Here is a 23,760-nt window from a genome sequence, read left to right as displayed (position 1 = left end):
TGTAAAAAGGGTGTGTATTCATGTCAGATGTATATAAACAAGCTGGAGTAGACGTGGAGAAGGGCTATGAAGCTGTTGAGCGAATGAAAAAGCATATTGCAAAAACGAAACGTCCAGAAGTGCTTGGCGGAATCGGTTCATTTGCAGGACTATTTGATCTTTCTGGTTTTACGTATAAAGAGCCTGTGATGGTCTCTGGTACAGACGGTGTTGGTACAAAATTGAAGCTAGCTTTCGAATTGAACAAGCATGATTCAGTTGGAATTGATCTTGTCGCTATGTGTGCCAATGATATTGTTGCTCAAGGTGCACAACCCTTATTTTTCCTTGATTACATCGCTTGTGGGAAAAATAATCCTGCGATGATTGAACAAATTGTTGCTGGAATTTCGGATGGCTGTGTTGCTGCAGGAGCTGCACTTATTGGCGGGGAAACAGCAGAAATGCCTGGAATGTATGAAGCAAATGAATATGACCTTGCAGGCTTTGTTGTTGGAATTGCAGAAAAATCAAAACTCATTACGGGGGAAGCAATCGAAGCTGGTGATGTTGTTATTGGTTTAGCCTCAAGTGGTATTCATTCCAATGGCTACTCTCTTGTACGGAAAGTCATTGAAAATCTCGATTTAGATGAAACATACGAAGGGCTGTCTGCTAGTCTCGGTGAAACGGTCATGACACCAACGAAAATATATGCAAAGCCTGTAGCATCTGTGCTAAAAGAAGTAACGGTAAAAGGGATCTCCCATATTACTGGTGGAGGGTTTTATGAAAACTTCCCGCGAATGATGCCACAAGGGTTAGGCGTGGAACTAGATAAGAGCAGCTGGAACGTTCCTGAAATTTTCACCTTTTTACAAGAAAAAGGAAGCATCCCAGAAAAAGATATGTACGGTGTTTTTAATATGGGAATCGGTATGGCTGTTGTCGTGGAGGAAAAAGATGTTGAACGTACACTTTCCATTTTAAAAGAAAATGGAGAGGAAGCTAACGTAATCGGACGTGTTACAGAAAGCGAAGGAGTGCAATTCTCATCATGAGCAAGTTAAAAGCAGCGGTGTTTGCCTCTGGGACAGGAAGTAATTTTGAGGCAATCATGGAAACAAAACATCTCGCCTGTGAAATTGCATTACTTGTATGTGATAAAGCCGGTGCGAGTGTGATAGCGAAGGCTGAGAAGTACGGTGTTCCCACCTTCGTATTCGATGCTCCAGATAAGGCAACCTACGAAAAGGTTATTATCGACAAATTAGAAGAAAGTGGGATTTCGTGGATTTTCCTTGCGGGCTATATGCGAATCGCTGGACCTACGCTACTGCGAAGTTATGAAGGAAGGATCTTAAATATCCACCCATCCCTATTACCAGCATTTCCTGGGGTTGATGCAATTGGCCAGGCGTTTCGTGCAGGGGTAGGAACAACTGGAGTTACCGTTCATTATATTGATGAAGGAATTGATACGGGTCCAATTATCGTTCAGGAAAAGGTAACGATTCTTAAAGATGATACGGAAGAATCCTTAAAGAAGCGAATCCAACAAGTGGAGCATCAATTATATCCAAAAGTAATTAATCAACTTTTACAATCGAAGTGAGGGATAAGTAATGAGCAAAAGAGCACTAATTAGTGTTTCAGATAAAAGTAATCTTACAGCATTTGCTACAGGACTTGTAGAAGCAGGCTATGAAATTATTTCTACAGGTGGTACGCTTCGTACCCTCGTAGATGCTGGAATTGAAGCGAAACCTGTTGATGATGTAACAGGTTTTCCTGAAATCATGGATGGTCGTGTCAAAACATTGCATCCACTCGTTCACGGTGGCTTGCTTGGAAAACGTTCCAACCCAGATCATATGAAACAAATGGAAGAAAACAATATTTCTCCAATCGATATGGTTGTTGTGAATTTATATCCATTCAAGCAAACACTAGAGAAGCAAGGTGTTTCCAATGAAGAAATCATTGAAAATATTGATATTGGTGGTCCAACTATGCTTCGTTCTGCTGCAAAGAACTTTGAAGGTGTAGCAGTAGTCGTTGATCCTGCTGATTATGATAAAGTGCTGCAAGCAATTCAAACTGACAAGCTAGATTCAGAAATACGTAAACAGCTAGCGGCGAAAGTATTCCGTCATACAGCAAACTATGATGCCATGATTGCGCAATATTTTATGTCGGAAACAAACGAGGAATTTCCAGAAACCTATACGGTTACATATGAAAAGGTTCAAGATTTACGTTACGGAGAAAATCCGCATCAGCAGGCAGCTTTTTACCGAAACCCAATAAATAAAAACACGAGTCTGGCAACAGCTAAACAGCTACATGGTAAGGAGTTATCCTATAATAATATTCAAGATGCGAATGCAGCGCTTGAAATTTTAGCAGAGTACACAGCTCCAGCAGCAGTCGCTGTAAAGCATATGAATCCTTGTGGAATTGGTGTATCTGAAACGATGGAAGGAGCCTTCAATCGTGCGTATGATGCAGACCCGATTTCTATTTTCGGTGGAATCGTCGCTTGTAATCGAGAAATCGATCAAGCTACTGCAGAAAAACTAAGCGAAATTTTCCTTGAAATCGTTATTGCACCTAGATTTAGTGCAGATGCATTGGAGATTTTGACAAGAAAGAAAAATATTCGTTTGCTTGAATTAGAATTGACAAGTGATACAACTCCGATGAAAAAACTGACAACGGTAAGTGGCGGTGTCTTGATTCAAAATAGTGATGATGGAAACGTCTCAGTTGATGATTTGAAGGTCGCAACAAAACGTGAACCTACAGAAGAAGAGCTTGAAAACTTGCTATTTGCTTGGAAAGCAGTAAAACATGTGAAATCAAATGCGATCTTACTTGCAAAGGATAACCAGACAATCGGTGTTGGTGCTGGACAAATGAACCGAATTGGTGCTGCGAACATTGCAATCGAACAAGCAGGTGATAAGGCAGAAGGATCCGTAATGGCATCTGATGCATTTTTCCCAATGCCAGATACGGTTGAAGCAGCAGTAAAAGCTGGAATTACGGCTATTATCCAGCCAGGCGGTTCCAAAAGAGACCAGGATTCTATCGATGTTTGTGACGAGCATGGTATCGCAATGGTATATACAGGAATGCGTCATTTTAAACATTAAACGAAATGTATGTTTAAAAGTCACCAGGTCAATGGAGGCTGTTCCATCGGTCCCGGTGACTTTTCCACTTTATTTAAGGAGGATTCCAATTGAAAGTATTAGTAGTCGGACGTGGTGGTCGTGAACATAGTATCGTCATGAAGCTTGCGGAAAGTAAAGAAATCACAACGCTTTATGCAGCACCAGGAAATGGTGGGATTCAGGAGCAGGCAGTATGTGTAGCCATCGATGAAATGGATGTCGAAGGACTTGTAGCATTTGCGAAGGAAGAAGCAATTGATTTGACAGTTGTTGGACCGGAAAATCCATTAAATGAAGGTATAGCTAATCGCTTTCAGGAAGAAGGATTGCGGGTATTCGCTCCAACAAAAGAAGCAGCTCTACTTGAAGGAAGTAAAAGCTTTGCAAAAGAATTTATGAAAAAATACGATATCCCAACGGCAGAATATGCTGTATTTACAGAAGCTAATGAGGCGAAAGCGTATATAGAGGAAAAAGGTGCGCCAATTGTTATTAAAGCAGATGGTCTAGCTGCAGGTAAAGGGGTTATCGTTGCGCTAACAAAAGAAGAAGCACTGCAAGCAGTGGATGATATGCTCATCTCAAAAGCTTTCGCAAATGCTGGTGCTACTGTCGTTATCGAGGAATTTTTAGATGGTAAAGAATTTTCTTTAATGGCATTTGTTCATGAAAATCAAGTGTATCCAATGGTAACAGCACGTGATCATAAACGTGCCTATGACCACGATGAGGGACCAAATACTGGTGGAATGGGAGCTTTTGCCCCCGTAGCCGATGTGACAAAGAAGCATTTGGATTTTTCGATGGAGCATATTTTGCAAAAGACAGCAGATGGCATGATAAAAGAAGGACGTCCTTTCACGGGTATTTTATACGCGGGATTAATTATGACAACAAAAGGTCCCAAGGTTATTGAGTTTAATACAAGATTCGGAGATCCGGAGACACAGGTTGTTCTACCATTATTGAAAAACGATCTTGTTCAAGTGTTCAACGATGTATTGGATGGGAAAAATCCAGAATTAAATTGGGAGGATAAAGCGTGTACAGGAGTTGTAGTAGCGTCCAAAGGCTATCCTAGCTCCTATGAAAAAGGTGCAACAATCCCAACATTTGATGTAACAGACAATACGTTTGTTGCCCATGCAGGAACAAAGCTTGAAGGTGACACAATCGTATCGGATGGCGGCCGTGTCCTCTTAGTCGGTGCAACATCCACCTCGCTAGAAGCAGCAACGGAGGATGTCTACGAATTGCTTAAGCCGCATGTAGAACATCCAGCATTTTTCTTTAGAACCGATATTGGCAACTAATTAACCCATAACCACTCCCTGAGGAAAGGGAGTGGTTCATTGCCAAATGGAAGGACTAACTCTCGAAATCCTGGAAAAACAGCACCATCCCCCAAAAGCTCTTTTTCATCTCGCCTTACCTAATCCGCCGTTAACTACAAATAACCGAATTCTTAATTTTATTAAGTTTATTAAGTTAATTTAAATTTATAAATAATTTACCCTATTAAAGTGAAAATATGGTAAAATAAAGAAAATGCTTGATCAGAGAGTTGGGATATGTGATGAACAATGGGTCGAACTGGCGAAACCGTGAACTAAGACAGCATGTGAAAGTAGTTGATGGCTTAGTAGCACCAACACTTGTATTGAAAAACAGTACCTATTTAAATGTATATACAAAACAATGGCTAGAAGCAAATATATGGATTTTTAATGACCGCATTATTTATGTTGGTGAACAATTACCAAAGCAGCTTAAAGATGTAGAAGTGGTGGACTGCACTGGGAAATACTTGGTTCCAGGATATATTGAACCCCACGCACATCCATTTCAGTTAGCGAACCCGGAAGCATTAGCTTTTCATGCAGCAACTTTTGGCACAACAACATTGGTGAATGATAGCTTAACGTGGAACTTGTTGTTAGATAAAAAGAAAGCGTTTTCTATAATAGAAGAGTTCAATAAATTACCGGTTTCCATGTATTGGTGGGCGCGCTTTGATTCACAGACGGCCTTACATGATGAAGAGGAATTATACAATACTCCAGATGTTCTTTCATGGTTATCACATCCAAATGTGGTGCAGGGTGGTGAATTAACAGCGTGGCCGAGTCTGCTTGCTGGAAATGACCGGTTGCTCTACTGGATTCAGGAAGCAAAACGCCTTGGGAAGCCAGTGGAAGGGCATTTACCAGGAGCATCGGAGAAAACATTAACAAAAATGAAGCTGCTAGGTGTGAGCTCAGACCATGAGGCGATGACAGGTGAAGAAGTCCTTCGACGTTTGCGACTCGGATATAGTGCTGCATTGCGTTATTCTGTTATACGACCAGATTTACCGATCCTTATAGAAGAAATTCTTGAATCGGGGCTAAAGAATTTTGATAATCTGATGTTAACGATGGATGGTCCGACACCTGCATTTATGCAAAAAGGCATCATTAATGTTTGCCTTGAAATTGCGATAGAAAAAGGAATCCCGCTGGAAGAGGCATACCGCATGGCGAGCTATAATGCAGCAAAACACTTCCAATTGGATGAACAGATTGGCAGTATTGCACCTGGACGTGTTGCTCATATTAATATATTAACAGACAAAGCTAATCCACATCCGGAGAGTGTCTTGGCAAAAGGACAATGGATTGTGCAAGAGCATCAAGTACAAGAAGGCGAGTCGATGATTAACTGGGATAAGTATGGAATTGGTCCAGCAACCTTTGACTGGGATTTAGATGAAGGAGATCTGCAATTTTCCGTTCCACTTGGATTAGAAATGGTGAACAATGTAATCGTAAAGCCGTACAGTATTGAGGCAGACATTAACGTCAATGATTTATCGGGAACGAATGGTGATCAATTTCTATTATTAATGGACCTGCAAGGTACATGGCGAGTCAATACGACGATTCGTGGCTTTGCTCCAAACTTAGGTGCAATAGCAAGCAGTTTTTCTGCTTCTGGTGATATTGTGTTTATTGGAAAAAACAAGAAGGATATATTACTTTCTTGGCAACGCTTGAAAGAAATTGGCGGTGGTATCGTCCTTGTTCATGATGGGGAAATTTTAGCAGAAATACCTCTCCAGCTTGGAGGGTTTATATCAAAGAAATCAATCGAAAATCTTATCATTGAAGAAGAAAAATTAAAGAACTACCTAAAAGATTTTGGTTATGCTTTTAGCGACCCATTTTATAGCATATTGTTTCTATCCGCGACACATTTACCGTTCTTGCGGATCACGCAACAAGGCTTGGTGGATATAAAGAATCGGACAATTCTCTTCCCAGCAACGATGCGATAGCATATAATAGAACATAGACTAAATTAGAGAGTGTGGACATAAATGAAAAAATTACTTTTGTTAACACTAGCGGTCTTTGTTCTAGCACTTGCTGCTTGTTCATCGAATGACCAAGCGGTTAATGATAATCAAGAGAAGGACAATGTCCCTGATGAAAAGGAAAATCAACCTGAGGAAGATGAACGTTATACAGCTATTTTTCCACTAACGGGTATTGGAACGAATGAGCCTGTAGACAATCGAATGGTTGCTGTCATGGTAAATAATCATGCTGCTGCAAGACCACAATCCGGGTTATCAGAAGCAGATATCGTTTTTGAAATTTTAGCAGAAGGTACGATTACTCGCTTTCTTGCTTTATATCAAAGTGAAATGCCAGAAGTTGTCGGGCCGGTCAGAAGTGCAAGAGAATACTATTTCGAGCTTGCAGATGCATATGAAGCGATTTATGTATATCATGGCGCAGCAGCGTTTGTTGATGAAATGATTGTAAATCGTGGGGTTAATTTTCTGAATGGTTCTACCTATGATAATGATGGGGTTTTATTTACTAGGGAAACCTCCCGTGAAGCACCGCATAATTCGTATCTCCAGCTTGGTGCTGTTTATGATGTAGCATCAACGAAAGGATATGAAACAACAACGTCGCACGAACCTTTGGACTTTCTGACGGCAGATGAAATCGAAGGTCTTGCTGGTGAAAAAGCTGCACACGTTCAAGTAGTGTATGGCGATAATACGGAGACTATTGAATTCACATTTGACGAAGCTAGCGGGAAATATGCTCGCACCAGTAATGGAGAGCAGACGGTTGATATGAATACGGACTCCGCAATCCAAGTCGATAATGTGTTTATTGTTGAAACTCCCCATGAGGTAATTGATTCTGATGGCAGAAGGGCCATTGACTTCCAATCAGGTGGAGAAGGATACCTTATTCAAAAAGGTCACGTTCAGGAGATTCAATGGGAAAACAAGGATGGAAGAATAATACCTGTGAAAGATGGCCAGCCTATTGGTCTTGTTCCTGGAAAGACATGGATAAATGTTGTACCAACGAATCCTGGAATTCAGCAATCTGTTACGATATCAAACGACTAGTATAATCAGGAGGGTTTTGACTTTGCAAATCGATAAATTACGCGGAAAACAGTTAGATCAACTATTCGAAGCTATCCTATCACTGGAAAATATAGAAGAATGCTATCGCTTTTTTGATGATATTGCCACAATGTCTGAAATCCAGTCTATTTCACAGCGCCTGCAAGTAGCAAAAATGCTGACAGAGGGAAAGACATATAGTGCAATTGAAAATGAAACGAAAGCATCAACTGCAACGATATCGCGTGTTCGAAGATGTATCAATTATGGTAGCGATGGCTATCTGATGGTATTAGATAGAATAAAAGAAAAAGAATAGAAACCGTGCCCTTAGAAGGGGTTACGGTTTCTATTCTTTTGTTGATAGCATTGAAAGTATAGAACTTTCTTGGGCATCCGCTCAGGGATACTTGGCATTTGGGGGATGCCAAGCTTACAAAAATTAATAAAATAAATTACAAATATAGATAAGATACTTCCTCATATTTTGATTTTATAAACATTCGTCATATCCCTAAATTCCAACCTTATTTTTTGGTATAATAGACTAATGTAATACGATGATGGAGGAATAAACTGTTGAAGACAATTAATGAATGGAAACATATATTTAAACTTGATCCAGCAAAGGAGATTTCGGACGAGGATTTAGATCTAATTTGTGAATCAGGTACGGATGCGATAATCGTTGGTGGGACGGATAATGTAACATTGGACGGTGTGCTCGATTTATTATCACGGATTCGTCGTAGTCATACGGTTCCATGTGTTTTGGAAATATCCAATGAGGATGCACTTACCCCGGGATTTGATTACTACTTTATCCCGATGGTGCTTAATTCCAAAGAGAAAAAATTTATGATGGATATCCAGCATAAAGCAATCAAAGAGTATATCGATATGATGGAGTACAGCGAGATATTTTTCGAAGGATACTGTATATTGAATGAGGACGCGAAAGCATTTACGTATACGAACAGCTATTTACCGGATAAAGAAGATGTGAAGGCATATGCATACATGGCAGAGCATGTTTTTCACCTACCAATATTTTATGTGGAGTATAGCGGTACATACGGAGATCCGGAGCTTGTGAAAGAGGTAAAACAGGAGCTGGATAATACGTTGCTTTTTTATGGCGGTGGAATCGAGAACGTCGCACAGGCGAAGGAAATGAAAGAGCATGCGGATGTAATTATAGTTGGAAATAGTATCTATACAGATATTAAAAATGCACTCAAAACAGTAGCAGCAGTAAAATAGTGTGTTCAAAAAGGAGGACAAAAAGGACCGAGGTCGGCTAAAGTAGCAACGTCATGGTACTGCGATAAATCGCAGTACCGAAAAGATTTGTTGCAACGCCGACACTAGCACGTCCTGTGCGTCGAAGTTCGAGGCGGGCAGCCCGAGCGCCGGGCTTCCACAGGATGTGCCATTTTACCGGACCTTTTTGAACCACCTTTAAAAGATAAATGATTCAAGGAGTGGTGTAAGCATGAGTCAGGCTTTAGACGAAATGATAAATAGATTGAATAAAGAGCAGCAAGAAGCTGTTAGACATACAGAAGGACCGTTATTAATTATGGCAGGAGCGGGAAGTGGGAAAACGAGAGTACTAACCCATCGAATTGCTTACCTGATGGGTGAAAAAGAGGTTTCCCCAAGAAGTATTTTGGCGATTACATTTACGAATAAGGCTGCTAGAGAGATGAAAGATCGTGTGAGTAAGCTTGTTGGAGCGCAAGGTGAGCACATGTGGGTTTCTACTTTCCACTCGATGTGTGTACGGATTTTACGTCGAGATATTGACCGGATTGGATACAGCAGCAACTTTACAATTCTCGACAGCAGTGACCAGTTATCGGTCATCAAACAGGTGCTCAAGAATTTAAATATGGATCCGAAAAAGTTTGATCCACGTGCCATGCTTGGACAAATAAGTTCAGCCAAAAACGAAATAATTACCGATGAAGAATTTAGTAAAAATGCCGGTCATTTTTATGACAGACAAGTAGCGCAGGTCTATGAAGGTTACCAGAAAATGCTACGAAAAAACCAGTCATTGGATTTCGATGACCTGATTATGCAGACGATTCATCTGTTTAAGCGTGTACCTGAAGTATTGGAATATTACCAACGTCGTTTTCAATATATTCATGTGGATGAGTATCAGGATACAAACCATGCACAATACTACTTGGTAAAACAGCTAGCAAGCCGCTATCAGAACCTTTGTGTTGTTGGGGACTCAGATCAGTCCATTTATCGCTGGCGAGGAGCAGATATTACGAATATCCTTTCTTTTGAAAAAGATTACCCGAGTGCAAAGACTGTGTTTTTAGAACAAAATTATCGTTCAACCAAATCCATTCTTGCAGCTGCGAATAAAGTCATTGGAAATAACGATGGACGTAAACCCAAAAATCTATGGACAGAGAACGATGAAGGGCAGAAGATTAGCTATTTCCAGGGTGCAACGGAACAGGAAGAAGCGCTCTATGTTACCGATAAGATTCAGGAGCTAACTCGAAACAAAGACTATTCACCAAGTGATGTCGCAATTTTATACCGAACCAATGCGCAATCCCGTGCAATGGAGGACACATTATTAAAGTCTGGTATTTCCTATCAAATGGTTGGAGGTATGCGATTCTACGACCGGAAGGAAATTAAAGACATGGTGGCCTATTTACGATTGATCACCAACCCAGATGATGACCTGAGCTTTGAACGAGTTGTGAATGAACCAAAGAGAGGAATTGGAAAAACCTCTGTCGAACGACTTCGTGCATATGCAGCAGAACACGGCATCTCCTTCTTTGAAGCAGTAAAGGAAGTTGATTTTACCGGTGTTTCTGGTAAAGCAGCAAATGCACTTGCAGCCTTTGGTAATTTAATCAAAACGTTAAACCAACAACAGGATTTCCTGACTGCAACAGATATGGTAGCAACAGTTCTAGAACGAACAGGCTATGAAGAAATGCTTTTAAATGAGAAATCGATTGAAGCACAAAGTCGTTTAGAAAACTTAGAAGAGTTCATGACAGTTACAAAGGATTTTGAAGAAACAAGTGAAGATAAAACACTAATTGCATTTCTAACAGATCTTGCCTTAATCGCAGATATTGATCGTGTAGATGAAGAAGACCCAGACAACGAAGAAAAAATTACGTTAATGACATTACACGCTGCAAAAGGTTTGGAATTCCCGGTCGTCTTTTTAATCGGTATGGAGGAGAATGTTTTTCCACATAGTCGTTCGATGATGGACGAAGAAGAAATGCAAGAGGAAAGACGCCTAGCGTATGTTGGTATTACGCGAGCAGAAAAAGAGCTTTATTTAACGCACGCAAAAATGCGCACCCTGTACGGTAGAACGAATATGAATCCAATCAGCCGATTCATCAATGAAATTCCAAAAGAGTTAATGGATGGAATGGAAGAAGGAAGAACTGCAATGTTTGGTAGTCCATTTAGCAGACCAAAGGATAGCCAAAGCCCAGCACCTGTGAAACGAAAAGCCGAGCGTATGCAAAAAACAACTGGAGCAGAAGATAAGGCATGGTTCCCAGGTGATAAAGCTAATCATAAAAAATGGGGCGTTGGTACGGTTGTAAAGGTTCAGGGTGATGGCGATAAAATGGAATTGGACGTTGCTTTCCCTGCACCAGTCGGTATCAAACGATTACTTGCTAAATTTGCGCCAATCACGAAAGAATAGGAGTCAGCCAATGGATAAACAAAAAGCACAGGATCAAATACGAGCATTGATCGAATTACTGAATCAATACGGTTACGAATACTATGTGCTCGATAAGCCGAGTGTACCGGATGCAGAATATGATGAAAAGCTAAGAGAATTACAAGAACTCGAGCAGCAATTCCCAGAGCTCATTGCAGAGGATTCACCAACACAGCGTGTTGGTGGTGAGCCGTTGGACGCATTTAAAAAAGTACAGCACAATGTACCAATGCTCAGCCTCGGGAATGCATTCAATGAGCAGGATCTTAAGGATTTCGCTAGAAGAGCAAGTAATGGACTGGATGAACCCATTACATTTGTATGTGAGCTGAAAATTGATGGACTTGCTATTTCTTTAACTTATGAAAATGGCAAGTTTGTGCGTGGGGCAACCCGTGGTGATGGCGAAACAGGGGAAGACATTACAGCTAATTTAAGAACGATTCGCAGCATCCCACTCTCTATTAAAGAAGGAACGACCCTAGAAGTGCGCGGGGAAGCTTTTATGCCGCATAAATCTTTCCTTGCATTGAATGAAAAGAGAGAACAAAATGAAGAGGAGCCATTTGCTAATCCACGAAATGCAGCAGCAGGCTCATTAAGACAACTTGACCCGAAAATAGCGGGACAGCGTAATCTGGACATCTTTTTATATGGTGTTGGTGAGTGGAATGATAACTCTATAACATCACATAGTGAACGGCTTGAAAAATTGAAAGAGCTTGGATTTAAAACAAATCCAGAATGGAAAAAATGCGAAACGATTGATGAGGTTATTGAATTTGTCAATCATTGGACAAAGGAACGCCCGAATTTATCCTATGAGATTGACGGTATTGTGATAAAAGTTGATGATTTAAACCAGCAAGATGAGCTCGGCTATACGGCAAAAAGCCCTCGCTGGGCAATCGCTTATAAGTTTCCAGCAGAGGAAGCAATCACAAAGCTTCGAGATATCGAGTTAAGTATTGGTAGAACAGGTGTTATTACACCAACAGCAATTCTCGATCCGGTGAAGGTAGCAGGGTCAACGGTACAACGTGCATCGTTGCATAATGAAGATTTAATTCGAGAACAAGATATACGTATTGGCGATACAGTCGTTATAAAAAAAGCTGGAGATATCATTCCAAAAGTCGTTCGTGTCGTTGAAGACGGGCGGACTGGGGAAGAGCAAGAATTTCATATGCCAACCGAATGTCCAGCTTGTGGCAGTGAAGTTGTTCGACTGGAAGAAGAAGTTGCGTTACGCTGTATTAATCCGAATTGTCCAGCACAGCTCATGGAAGGCCTGATTCACTTTGTATCTCGAAATGCAATGAATATTGATGGTCTTGGAGAAAAAGTAATCATGCAACTCTTCCAGAACAAGCTTATTCATACGATGGCAGACTTGTATCGATTAGAACGAGAAGAATTACTCAAATTGGATCGTATGGGAGAAAAGTCCGTATCTAATTTGCTGCAAGCGATCGAAGCGTCTAAAGAAAACTCGTTGGAAAAACTCTTATTTGGCTTAGGAATTCGCTTTATTGGAGAAAAAGCAGCAAAAACGCTAGCAATGGAATTTGAAACGATGGATAAGTTACAGCAAGCCACATTTGACGATCTTATCGCGATTGATGAAATTGGCGATAAGATGGCAGATTCGGTTGTACAGTATTTTTCTGAGGAAAAAGTAGCTGAATTGTTAGATGACCTTCGCGCATTAGAGATTAATATGGAATATAAGGGACCGAAAAAATCAGAACAGCGAGGAGAAGATGATACTGTTTTTTCTGGTAAAACAATTGTTTTAACAGGGAAGATGGAGGAGTTCTCTCGAAATGAAGCAAAAGCTTTAATTGAGTCACTCGGTGGAACTGTTACCGGAAGTGTCAGTAAAAAGACAGACATTCTCATTGCTGGAGAGGATGCTGGTTCTAAATACGATAAAGCGGTGAAGCTAGGTATTGAAATATGGAATGAACGCAAGCTTGCAGAAGTTGTGGAAGAATAAGGAGTGTTAGACCTTGAAAAAAATAAGTGCTGTTTTACTCTGTACACTCCTTTTTATAACAGGCTGTGTACAGAAGTCAACGGAAGAAGAAGTGCTGCAAAATGCCGATACTGAACAAGAAACTTCCATTGTCCCAAGCTATCAATTATCGGATGAAAATTATCGAATGATCCTTCCTTATAAAACGAGTCAAGCTAGAGGTGTAATTGTCAACCAATTGGCAAACCGGGTAGATATTGACGAAATGGAGCAAGGATTGCAACGATTATCGAAGGAAGTATTTAGTCCAAGTGATTTTTATTTTCAAGAAGGACAATATTTAACATCGGGTCGAATCTATGACTGGATCGATGGATTGAATCCAGAGGTGGAAACAGGATCAGATGAGGATACTTTTCGGGACAATCCACGCTATCTGTCACATATTTTGGAGCAAAATTATTTAAAACATAATGATGATGGCACCGTACAAATCGCAGGCATGTCGATCGGAATTGCTCTCAAATCCGTTTACCGCTTCCAAACCGAGATTGGTGGACCATATTATTATGAAAATATCTCAGAGGAAGATATGCTTGCACAAGGTGATCGAATCGCTGAAGCTGTTGTGGAGGAAATCCGTCAAGAGGAAGGATTAGCGGATATTCCAATTATGGTTGCATTGTATCGAGAAGCAGAACAAGCATCCCCTGTACCAGGGAACTTTGTTGCTAGAGCAAATGTACCAGGAGGCAGCAATTCTATAAGTGATTGGGAAGATGTTGATGAAGAAAATATTTTATTTCCTTCAGCTGAAGGAAGAGAAAAATATTACGATGATCATGAAATTGTAACTAGCTTTGGCAATGAAATCGCTCAGTTTTTTCCTAACTATGTTGGACTGATTGGAGAAGGTTTTTATGTCAATGGCGAATTGCAAAAATTAACCATTGAGGTTCCAATTGAGTTTTATGGGAAAGCAGAGGTAATGGGTTTCACACAATATGCATATGGTCTTGTTCAAGACATGTTCTCGAACTATTATGATTTGGAAATAAACATTACATCCAGTAACCAAGCAGAAAGTTTAATTTATCGTAATGCTGGTGATGAAACTCCAACGGTTCATATTTTTCATTAGATGAGAGTGTATATGTACAAGCAAGCTAGACACGTTAAGTGTTTAAATATGGAAAGCTCGTTTAAATAATTATATTTAGGCGAGCTTTTTACTTTATATGATTTTAAATTAGTCTTTCTAGCATTTCTAAACAAATTCAGACTATTTATTCATATTCATATGATTAAATAGTGGTATACTTATTTTTTAGAGTGAGAAAAAATCCAGAAAAATATTGCTTCGATTAGATAGCTGTTACTTTTTAATAATTACATCTTTTTAGTGTTAAGCCTTCACACACCTAATATGCTCCACATTCGAAAACAAAATGAGAAAAAAGCAAATCCCATGAAAATTTTCCTCTCACAGGAAAATCAAGAAAATTAAAGTGTTGTTACACGTGCTTTTGACCTATGATTTTCCCAATATGCAACTCCGTTAAATATGGTATAATACTAGTAAATAAAAATATTTCTGAATATGATAGGGTGGGTATTTTGATAGATATAGGATCATTTATTAAATTACAGCGTACGAAACAGGAAATGACCTTAAATGAGCTTTCTGAAGGAATCGTTTCTGTCTCCTATTTATCAAAAATTGAGAATCAGAAAACCCAGGCAAGTCCCGATATTATTCAATTATTATGCAATCGCCTTGGGATTGAAATAGACAACAGCAGTGAGGATCTGATTAAAGAAAAATGTAACAAATGGTACAGCATGCTGTTTGAGGTTAACAACAAGGATGAAATTATAACTACATATGAAGAAATCCAGGAAATGCTGGACAAAAACCTTTCGAATAGCTTGCTGATGTTTGAGATTCACAAGATTAGATATTTTCTCATTCTCGGTAACTATGACGGTGCATTGAAAAAGATTAACGAATTGAATGAGATAGCCAATACATTTGATAGTTTGCAGCAATTTTATTGGTTTAAGTTTAGAGGGAATTATTATTCAACTGCAAGTGATTTTCAACAGGCTTTGCAAATGTATAAACTTGCAGAGGAAAAAATAAATAGAATAGATATTACTGAAGATGAGATAGCAGATCTTCAATATACAATCTCTGTAACCCATAGTAAACTACGAAACACATTAGAATCGATTGATTACGCAAATCGTTCGTTAGAGATCTTTATGAAGCAATATAATTTCCAACGATGTGCACAATGTCATATTATTTTAGGAATCTCGTATCGACGAATTAAAATGCATGAACGTGCAATAAAAAATTATAATTTGGCAAAGCATTTAGGAGAACTGAATAAAGATAAACAAATTATTCAATTAACGAATTTAAACCTAGGTTACCTATATTCTGTAACCGGTGAGACAAAAGAAGCGATTAGCTTTTATGAGAAAGTAGCAAATGATGAAGACGTAAATTTAGAAGAACGTTTAAACGCAATAACTTCGATTATTAAAGAATTCTATAATATAGATAAAATAAATGAAGTAAAAGAAGCCATTGTAAAAGCCCAGAATATACTGGACTTAGCTAAGGATAAAGGTTATTCCAAACTATTCTCCTATATTATTCATACGTTTGAGTACGCGTTCAATGGAGAGAATGACAGATTTGTATTATTTGTTAAAGATAAGTTTATACCTTTTTTAAAGAATCATAGTGATTATGCTAACCTAGTATTCTACTCAACAATGTTGGCTAAACACTTTGAAGAGCAATATAAGTATAAGGATGCTGTAAAATATTATAAGCTTGCAAATTCAGCTTATGATAATTTAATTAGCCTATAAAGGAGGGGAGAAAATGAAAAAGCTGATTTCAGGTATTGCATTAACTGTGGTACTAGCTACTGGATTCTTCTTTGCCCAGGGAGCACAGCAAGATGATTTTAAAATTGCTGGGGAACAGGAGCCAAGTATTTTTAGTGTTAGCAGTTCAAGTGTATTCTTCTAAGTTTTAACTTTACTTATTTTTCAATTTTTCAATTTTTTACCCTATTACTATATGATGGATTTGCCTGAAACGGAGTGGAACCTGTTTCAGGCCTTTTTTTGATTATTTAAGGTGAGATGAACTCTGCAATATTCGACAATATACTTCACGAAACGTTCATATGCAACATGATTTGCCTATCTAGACCTATCTTTGCTATTATCAATAGTGTTATAATAGTACAATGAGAAAAATAAAGCATCATCATATAAATTATTGATTTGGAGGTATATCACATGGCTGATATTTCAAAAGAGCAAGTGAAGCATGTTGCACACTTAGCAAGACTCGCTGTAACTGACGAAGAGGTAGAGCAGCTTGTAGATGAACTGAGCGCAATTATCGATTATGCTGAACAATTGAATGAATTGGATACAGACGGTATTGAGCCAACAACGCATGTGCTTGATTTGAAAAATATAATGCGTAAAGATGAACCGAAGGAATGGATCACGCAAGAAGAAGCATTTAAGAATGCTCCTGATCAACAAGACGGTCATTTCCGCGTACCATCAATTTTGGGAGATAGCTAAGTATCGAACTTTTCTATCCGTAAACGAAGGCATTTGCCGCAGGAGGTCGGGCAAATACTTTAGTTTTCTAAAACAAGGAGGGAAACCCTAGATGTCATTATTTGACCATACGATTAAAGAAATAGAAGCAAAGCTACATAATAAAGAGATTACGGTTCAGGATCTAGTCGATGAATCTTACCGTAGAATTAAAGAAGTAGACGGACAAGTTCACGCCTTTTTAACATTGGACGAGGAAAATGCTAGGGCTAAAGCAAAAGAACTTGATCAAGCAGCGGACACTACTGCAAGTCTGTTTGGAATTCCAGGTGGAATCAAAGATAATATCGTAACAAAAGGTGTGCGTACAACATGTGCGAGTCAATTTTTGGATAACTTCAATGATCCGTTATATGATGCTACAGCTGTACAAAAATTAAAAAACGAACAAGCAATTTCTGTTGGAAAATTAAATATGGATGAATTTGCAATGGGATCAACCAATGAAAACTCTAGCTACACACCAACGAGAAATCCATGGAATACGGATTATGTTCCAGGTGGATCTAGTGGTGGGTCTGCAGCAGCAGTTGCAGCAGGCGAAGTATTGTTTTCACTAGGTTCTGACACTGGTGGTTCGATTCGTCAACCTGCATCTTTCTGTGGAGTTGTAGGAATGAAGCCTACCTACGGACGTGTGTCTCGTTTTGGATTAGTTGCATTTGCATCTTCGCTTGATCAAATTGGACCAATTACAAGAACAGTTGAAGATAATGCACGTGTATTAGAGGTCATTGCAGGCCATGACGAAATGGATACGACAAGTGCTAATATTGACGTGCCGAAATATACCGAAGCATTGACGGAGGATATTAGCGGGTTGAAGATTGCTGTACCAAAAGAATACTTAGCTGAAGGTGTAGCACCAGAGGTTAGAGAATCGATTCTTGAAGCGTTGAAGGTATATGAATCACTTGGCGCTACATGGGAAGAGGTTTCTTTACCGCACTCTAAATATGCTGTATCAGCTTATTACTTATTATCTTCATCAGAAGCATCTGCTAACTTAGCTCGTTTTGACGGGGTACGCTATGGTGTACGTAGTGAAAATGCGGATAATATGATTGATGTATTTAAGAAATCTCGAAGCGAAGGCTTTGGACCTGAAGTGAAAAAACGAATTATGCTCGGAACATTTGCATTAAGTTCTGGATATTACGATGCGTATTATAAAAAAGCGCAAAAAGTACGTACTTTAATTAAACAAGATTTTGACAAAATCTTTGAGGACTTTGATGTTATTGTTGGACCAACTTCCCCTACAACAGCATATAAAGTAGGCGAACTTATTGATGACCCATTAACAATGTATGCAAATGATATTTTAACCATCCCAGTTAACCTTGCTGGCGTTCCGGGAATCTCCCTTCCATGTGGATTCTCTGAAAATGGACTGCCAATCGGTTTACAGATTATTGGTAAGTACTTTGATGAAAGTACGGTATATCGTGCAGCACATGCATTTGAACAGGCAACAGAACACCATAAAAAACGACCTCAGCTTGGAGGTGCCAACTAATGAACTTTGAAACAATTATTGGACTTGAGGTACACGTTGAATTAAAAACAAAATCGAAAATATTTAGCCCAAGTGTTAATGAATTCGGGTCTGATCCAAATACGAATATAAACCCAATTGACCTTGGCTATCCTGGAACGCTTCCGGTTTTAAATGAAGAAGCAGTAAACTTTGCAATGAAAGCTGCAATGGCACTGAATTGTGAAATTGCGACACATACAAAGTTTGATCGTAAGAATTACTTCTATCCAGATAACCCGAAAGCCTATCAGATTTCCCAGTTTGATCAGCCAATCGGCGAAAATGGCTGGATAGAAATTGAAGTAAATGGGAAAAAGAAACGTATCGGAATTACACGGGTCCACATGGAAGAGGATGCTGGTAAATTGACACACGGTGAGGATGGTTATTCTTATATTGATTTTAACCGCCAAGGAACACCATTAATTGAAATTGTGTCAGAACCAGATATGCGCTCTCCAGAGGAAGCATATGCATATTTAGAAAAACTAAAAAATATTATCCAGTATACGGGCGTTTCCGATGTGAAAATGCAGGAAGGCTCCCTACGCTGTGATGCAAATATTTCATTACGCCCAATTGGACAAGAGAAATTCGGAACAAAAGCAGAGCTTAAGAACTTGAACTCCTTCTCTTTCGTCCAAAAAGGTCTTGAATTTGAAGAGAAGCGTCAAGAAAAGGTACTCCTTTCTGGTGGAGAAATTCTCCAGGAAACACGTCGTTACGATGAGAAAACAAAAGAAACAATTCTCATGCGTGTAAAGGAAGGTTCAGACGACTATCGTTACTTCCCAGAGCCAGATCTTGTACAACTATACATCGACGATGCATGGAAAGAACGCATTCGCAGCGAAATTCCTGAACTGCCAGATGTTCGTAGAAGACGTTATGTGACAGAGCTTGGCTTATCTGAATATGATGCAAATGTATTAACAGCTTCGAAGCAAATGTCCGACTTCTTTGAGGAAGCTGTCTCACACGGCGGTGACATCAAGCAAGTATCGAACTGGTTGATGGGTGAAGTTTCTGCATACATGAACAAACACTATAAAGAAATCCAAGAATTAGCGATTACACCAGAAGCTTTGGCGAAAATGATTCAGTTGATTGAAGATGGAACGATTTCCTCTAAAATTGCGAAGAAAGTATTCGCTGAGCTCGTAGAAAATGGTGGAGATCCAGAACAGATCGTTAAAGACAAAGGTCTTGTACAAATCTCTGATCCAGAGCAACTAAAAGAAATTGTTAATAACATCTTAGATGAGAATGAACAATCCATTACTGACTTTAAGAATGGAAAAGGCAAGGCGCATGGTTACCTTGTTGGTCAAATTATGAAAGCTACAAAGGGACAGGCGAACCCACCGCTTGTTAACAAGATTCTTTCTGAAGAACTCAGTAAACGATAAACACGTATGGAAGACTGTCATTTGCTTGCAAGTGGCAGTCTCGATATGTTTTGATAATCCTTTTCAATTGATGTGAAAAAAGCTATGATATTTATTAGATGTAAAAATGGTTAAAGCCTTCAGAGTGAACATATTGGGGGAGGAAATAGAATGAAAAAGGCCCGAATAATATATAATCCGACTTCGGGGCGTGAAGCAATCAAAAGAGCATTGCCAACGATTCTGGAAAAGTTTGAGGTTGCAGGTTTCGAGACATCCACACATGCTACTACAGGTGAGAATGATGCGATTGAAGCTGCGAAATCAGCAGTAGAGCGAGGCTATGATTTAATTGTAGCAGCAGGTGGAGACGGCACAATTAACGAAGTGATTAATGGAATAGCCGGTCTGGATAAGCGTCCAAAGCTTGGAATAATCCCTGCTGGAACAACGAATGACTTTGCCCGAGCATTGCGAATCCCACGAGATATCTTCAAAGCAGTCGATGTTATTTTATCAGATAAATCGATGCCACTTGATATTGGTAAAGTCAATGAACATTATTTTATGAATATTGCCGGTGGTGGGAAGTTAACCGAATTAACTTATGATGTGCCAAGTAAGCTCAAGACAATGCTTGGACAAATGGCATATTATATTAAAGGCATTGAAATGCTCCCGTCATTAAAACCAATTAAAGTTAAAATTGAATATGATGATAAAGTATTGGAAGATGACATTATGCTATTTCTAGTATCCAATACAAATTCGGTTGGGGGATTTGAAAAACTTGCCCCAAGTGCAAAAATGAATGATGGATATTTTGATTTGCTAATTTTGCGCAAAACAAACTTGGCTGAATTCATTCATATTGCTTCCCTTGCTTTACGAGGCGCACATTTGGATAGTAAGAATATTATCTATGCACAAGCAAAACATGTGAAAATATCTGTAGATGAAAAGATGCAATTGAATATCGATGGTGAATATGGTGGGTTATTGCCAGGAGAATTTATAAACCTACAAGAGCACATCGAATTTTGTGTGCCAGAAGAGTTTATTGATATGCAGGAAGACTTGGATTAGAGTCTTCCTTTTTGGTTTTCTTGTTAATGCAAGAATGCTATACTAAATGAAAATACGTTAACTTGGGGTGATTATGTGTCATCACCAAAGGAAGATCGCATTTATACGTATAAAGATTATTTATCATGGCCTGAGGATGTAAGAGTAGAGATTATTGATGGTCGTCTTTATATGCAGGCAGCCCCTTCAAGAATCCATCAAGAAATTCTATCGGAGCTACACCGCCAACTTGCTAATTATCTAGTTGGAAAAGAGTGCAAGGTATATCCTGCTCCATTTGAAGTGGTGTTATATCTTGATGAAGAAGATAAAGACGATAGCAGGAATGTATTTGAGCCAGATATTTCTATTATTTGCGATCCCTCTAAGTTAGATGATGCAGGTTGTAAAGGTGCTCCAGATGTGGTCATTGAAATAATATCACCATCTACTGGTAGAAGAGATAAAATAGAAAAGTTTAATAAATATGAGCAGTCTGGTGTTCAGGAATACTGGATTGTTGAGCCTCAAGAGAAGATGGTTAGTGTTTTTACCCTCGAAGAAAGCTAAACCTATGGTAGACCGAGTTTGTATTCAGATGAGGAAGAAATTCAAGTATCGATTTTTGATGATTTACGGATTGATTTGAAAACCGTGTTCGCTTATTAATCAATTATCATAAGTATCTGCCCGTTTTGCCGGTGGGTACTTATTTTACTTCTTGCTGTAGAAGAAATAGAAAGTTGGATAAAATAATTATAAATAATGTAGTTGAAGGAAGATATAAATGGTAAAACAAACCACACCAGTGAAAAAAAATGAGACAATCACGCTACGCTTTGAAGACCTGACCCATGAAGGGAATGGTGTCGGAAAAATTAATGGTTATCCGTTATTTGTCCCGAACGCACTACCAGGTGAAGAGGCGATCGTGAAGGTTGTTAAAGTAAATAAAAATTTTGGTTTCGGAAAAATAATAGAGCTTACAAAGACAAGTCCAGAACGTGTGGAGCCAACCTGTCATGTGCATTGTGGCGGTTGTCAGCTACAGCATATGAGTTATAATCTTCAGCTTGAGATGAAACAAAACCAAGTGAAGAATGTGATGAAGAAAGTTGCCCACCTTCCAGATGTACCAATTCATCCAATTAGGGGGATGGAAAATCCATACCATTATCGTAACAAAGTGCAGGTACCTGTTGGAGAAAAAAATGGTGAGCTAATAGTTGGCTATTATCAAAAAAGAAGTCATCGAATCGTTGAGAACATGGACACATGTAATATTCAAGCTGAGGCGATCAATGAGATCTTACCAGTCGTTCGTCAGCTCGCTAACCAGCTTGGTATCGAGCCTTATCAGGAAGAACAGCATCGTGGGGACCTCAGACATATCATGATAAGGACTGGGCACGCAACAAATGAAGTAATGATTGTGCTCGTAACGCGTACAAATAGACTCCCGAATAAAGATGTCTTGATTGAAGAATTAACGCGACAATTCCCGCATATTAAATCGATTGTTCAAAACATAAACGAGAAGCGTACGAATGTTATTCTTGGCGATAAAACAAAGGTGCTTTGGGGAGAAACATATATTTACGATAAAATCGGTGATATCACCTTTGCGATTTCGGCTAAATCGTTCTATCAAGTAAATCCGGTCCAAACAAAGGTACTGTATGATAAAGCGTTAGAATTTGCTAACATTGGTAGTGATGATATTGTCGTTGATGCGTACTGTGGCATTGGTACAATTTCGTTATTTTTAGCGCAAAAAGCTAAAAAGGTTTACGGAATTGAAATTGTTCCAGATGCTATTGCTGACGCAAAAAAGAATGCAGCACTTAATGGTATTACCAATGCCGAATTCACAGTAGGACAAGCTGAAAAGGTAATGCCCGAATGGAAAGCACAAGGCCTTACTCCAGACGTTATTGTAGTTGATCCCCCACGTAAAGGCTGTGAAGTAGATTTCTTGCAAGCAATGATTGATATGGAGCCAAAGCGGATTGTATATGTATCCTGTAACCCTTCGACATTGGCAAGGGATCTTCGGATTTTGGAAGATGGCGGATACGTAACGAAGGAAGTACAGCCAGTAGATATGTTTCCTAGTACGAATCATGTGGAGGCAGTTACTTGGTTGGAGAAGCGATTGTCTAACTAAAATAAACTCTTGCTCGTCAAAATAAACATTTGCTATTCCGACCCCGATTTCGTGAAAATAAACATTTCCGATTTCCGGGTCTTTTTCATGCCCATCCCTTGTCTTGTCTCGGTTTTCTCTTCTTTCCTCTATGCAACATTCTCGGAGAACTTTATTCCAACTCTGAAAAAAAGGTGAAAAAACAGGTGGAAAAGCTACGAAAAACGGTCATTTTTGTTGCGAAAAAGTGTGAAAATGGGGGTTCCGTAGGTAAACTTTATTTTAACTCGAACGGTGGAATGCGGGTTGGAGGGGTGGGTTTTAGCAGGGGTTTATTATTGTTGTACATAGTAGAGAAAAGAATTTAGTTGAGTTTGTAATATTTAATCCATAATTTGGGTAATGAGAGTCAAGAGAAGCCCGTGGGATTCAACTTTGAATTTGGAATGGTTTCAAGTACCTGACTATATAAAAAGGCAGCCTAATACTCCAATGCTAAAAAGGATTTACTTAATTTGGTATAATAGTGTAAACTTAATATACAGAATAATTATAAAGATAATCCATGTGAATTAACTCACTTAAACTAAACCAGCTAATAGTTTGTCAATATTTTTCAATGAAAATTTTAAATTAGTCATGTTATACTAAAATGAGCACGCCAAA

At 39.0% G+C, this 23,760-nt stretch carries 19 protein-coding genes; all 19 read left to right on the top strand.

Annotated elements, in window-relative coordinates; translation table 11 throughout:
* Positions 1 to 20 precede the first annotated feature (20 nt).
* Positions 21 to 1,040: a phosphoribosylformylglycinamidine cyclo-ligase gene (gene purM, locus F1560_RS14445; protein ID WP_149475358.1), complete on the top strand. Its 1,020-nt coding sequence runs from the start codon at positions 21 to 23 to the stop codon at positions 1,038 to 1,040.
* Entirely contained in the window at positions 1,037 to 1,594 is a 558-nt protein-coding gene (purN, locus tag F1560_RS14440; RefSeq protein WP_149475357.1) for a phosphoribosylglycinamide formyltransferase, read from the top strand. Before purM ends, purN begins: the two co-directional genes overlap by 4 nt.
* 10 nt (positions 1,595 to 1,604) lie before the next feature.
* Positions 1,605 to 3,137 (top strand): bifunctional phosphoribosylaminoimidazolecarboxamide formyltransferase/IMP cyclohydrolase, encoded by a 1,533-nt coding sequence (purH, locus tag F1560_RS14435; protein ID WP_149475356.1) that lies wholly within the window; start codon positions 1,605 to 1,607, stop codon positions 3,135 to 3,137.
* Positions 3,138 to 3,226: 89 nt separating this feature from the next.
* On the top strand, positions 3,227 to 4,471 hold the full coding sequence (purD, locus tag F1560_RS14430; RefSeq protein WP_149475355.1) for a phosphoribosylamine--glycine ligase: 1,245 nt from the start codon (positions 3,227 to 3,229) through the stop codon (positions 4,469 to 4,471).
* 263 nt (positions 4,472 to 4,734) lie between these two features.
* A complete protein-coding gene (locus F1560_RS14425) occupies positions 4,735 to 6,474 on the top strand; it encodes an adenine deaminase C-terminal domain-containing protein (RefSeq protein ID WP_149475354.1) in 1,740 nt (579 codons plus the stop codon).
* 42 nt (positions 6,475 to 6,516) lie between these two features.
* On the top strand, positions 6,517 to 7,575 hold the full coding sequence (locus tag F1560_RS14420) for a DUF3048 domain-containing protein (RefSeq protein WP_149475353.1): 1,059 nt from the start codon (positions 6,517 to 6,519) through the stop codon (positions 7,573 to 7,575).
* 22 nt (positions 7,576 to 7,597) lie between these two features.
* Complete coding sequence (locus tag F1560_RS14415; protein ID WP_149475352.1) at positions 7,598 to 7,894, top strand: YerC/YecD family TrpR-related protein; 297 nt, start codon at positions 7,598 to 7,600, stop codon at positions 7,892 to 7,894.
* A 260-nt stretch (positions 7,895 to 8,154) separates the two neighbouring features.
* Positions 8,155 to 8,838, top strand: coding sequence for a heptaprenylglyceryl phosphate synthase (pcrB, locus tag F1560_RS14410; RefSeq protein WP_149475351.1), 684 nt, complete (start codon positions 8,155 to 8,157; stop codon positions 8,836 to 8,838).
* Positions 8,839 to 9,070: 232 nt separating this feature from the next.
* Positions 9,071 to 11,296, top strand: a complete 2,226-nt coding sequence (pcrA, locus tag F1560_RS14405) for a DNA helicase PcrA (RefSeq protein WP_149475350.1) — start codon at positions 9,071 to 9,073, stop codon at positions 11,294 to 11,296.
* A 10-nt stretch (positions 11,297 to 11,306) separates the two neighbouring features.
* Positions 11,307 to 13,316, top strand: coding sequence for an NAD-dependent DNA ligase LigA (ligA, locus tag F1560_RS14400; protein WP_149475349.1), 2,010 nt, complete (start codon positions 11,307 to 11,309; stop codon positions 13,314 to 13,316).
* A gap of 13 nt (positions 13,317 to 13,329) precedes the next feature.
* On the top strand, positions 13,330 to 14,436 hold the full coding sequence (locus F1560_RS14395; protein WP_149475348.1) for a CamS family sex pheromone protein: 1,107 nt from the start codon (positions 13,330 to 13,332) through the stop codon (positions 14,434 to 14,436).
* Between the two features lie 476 nt (positions 14,437 to 14,912).
* Entirely contained in the window at positions 14,913 to 16,181 is a 1,269-nt protein-coding gene (locus F1560_RS14390; protein WP_149475347.1) for a helix-turn-helix domain-containing protein, read from the top strand.
* Positions 16,182 to 16,194: 13 nt separating this feature from the next.
* Positions 16,195 to 16,344 (top strand): hypothetical protein, encoded by a 150-nt coding sequence (locus F1560_RS22180; protein ID WP_187773739.1) that lies wholly within the window; start codon positions 16,195 to 16,197, stop codon positions 16,342 to 16,344.
* A 275-nt stretch (positions 16,345 to 16,619) separates the two neighbouring features.
* Positions 16,620 to 16,916 (top strand): Asp-tRNA(Asn)/Glu-tRNA(Gln) amidotransferase subunit GatC, encoded by a 297-nt coding sequence (gatC, locus tag F1560_RS14385; protein WP_149475346.1) that lies wholly within the window; start codon positions 16,620 to 16,622, stop codon positions 16,914 to 16,916.
* 91 nt (positions 16,917 to 17,007) lie between these two features.
* Entirely contained in the window at positions 17,008 to 18,474 is a 1,467-nt protein-coding gene (gene gatA / locus F1560_RS14380; RefSeq protein WP_149475345.1) for an Asp-tRNA(Asn)/Glu-tRNA(Gln) amidotransferase subunit GatA, read from the top strand.
* Complete coding sequence (gatB, locus tag F1560_RS14375; RefSeq protein WP_149475344.1) at positions 18,474 to 19,904, top strand: Asp-tRNA(Asn)/Glu-tRNA(Gln) amidotransferase subunit GatB; 1,431 nt, start codon at positions 18,474 to 18,476, stop codon at positions 19,902 to 19,904. The genes gatA and gatB overlap by 1 nt, the downstream gene beginning before the upstream one ends.
* 150 nt (positions 19,905 to 20,054) lie before the next feature.
* A complete protein-coding gene (locus F1560_RS14370) occupies positions 20,055 to 20,969 on the top strand; it encodes a diacylglycerol kinase (RefSeq protein WP_149475343.1) in 915 nt (304 codons plus the stop codon).
* A 75-nt stretch (positions 20,970 to 21,044) separates the two neighbouring features.
* Positions 21,045 to 21,518 (top strand): Uma2 family endonuclease, encoded by a 474-nt coding sequence (locus F1560_RS14365; RefSeq protein ID WP_246811941.1) that lies wholly within the window; start codon positions 21,045 to 21,047, stop codon positions 21,516 to 21,518.
* Positions 21,519 to 21,735: 217 nt separating this feature from the next.
* A complete protein-coding gene (rlmD, locus tag F1560_RS14360) occupies positions 21,736 to 23,115 on the top strand; it encodes a 23S rRNA (uracil(1939)-C(5))-methyltransferase RlmD (protein ID WP_149475342.1) in 1,380 nt (459 codons plus the stop codon).
* The last annotated feature ends 645 nt before the right edge of the window (positions 23,116 to 23,760 follow it).

Origin of the sequence: Oceanobacillus polygoni, assembly GCF_008304605.1 — a bacterium.
GTDB lineage: Bacteria > Bacillota > Bacilli > Bacillales > Amphibacillaceae > Oceanobacillus > Oceanobacillus polygoni.
The sequence above is the reverse complement of the archived record's forward strand: the minus strand, read 5'-3'. Positions and strand labels throughout refer to the sequence as shown.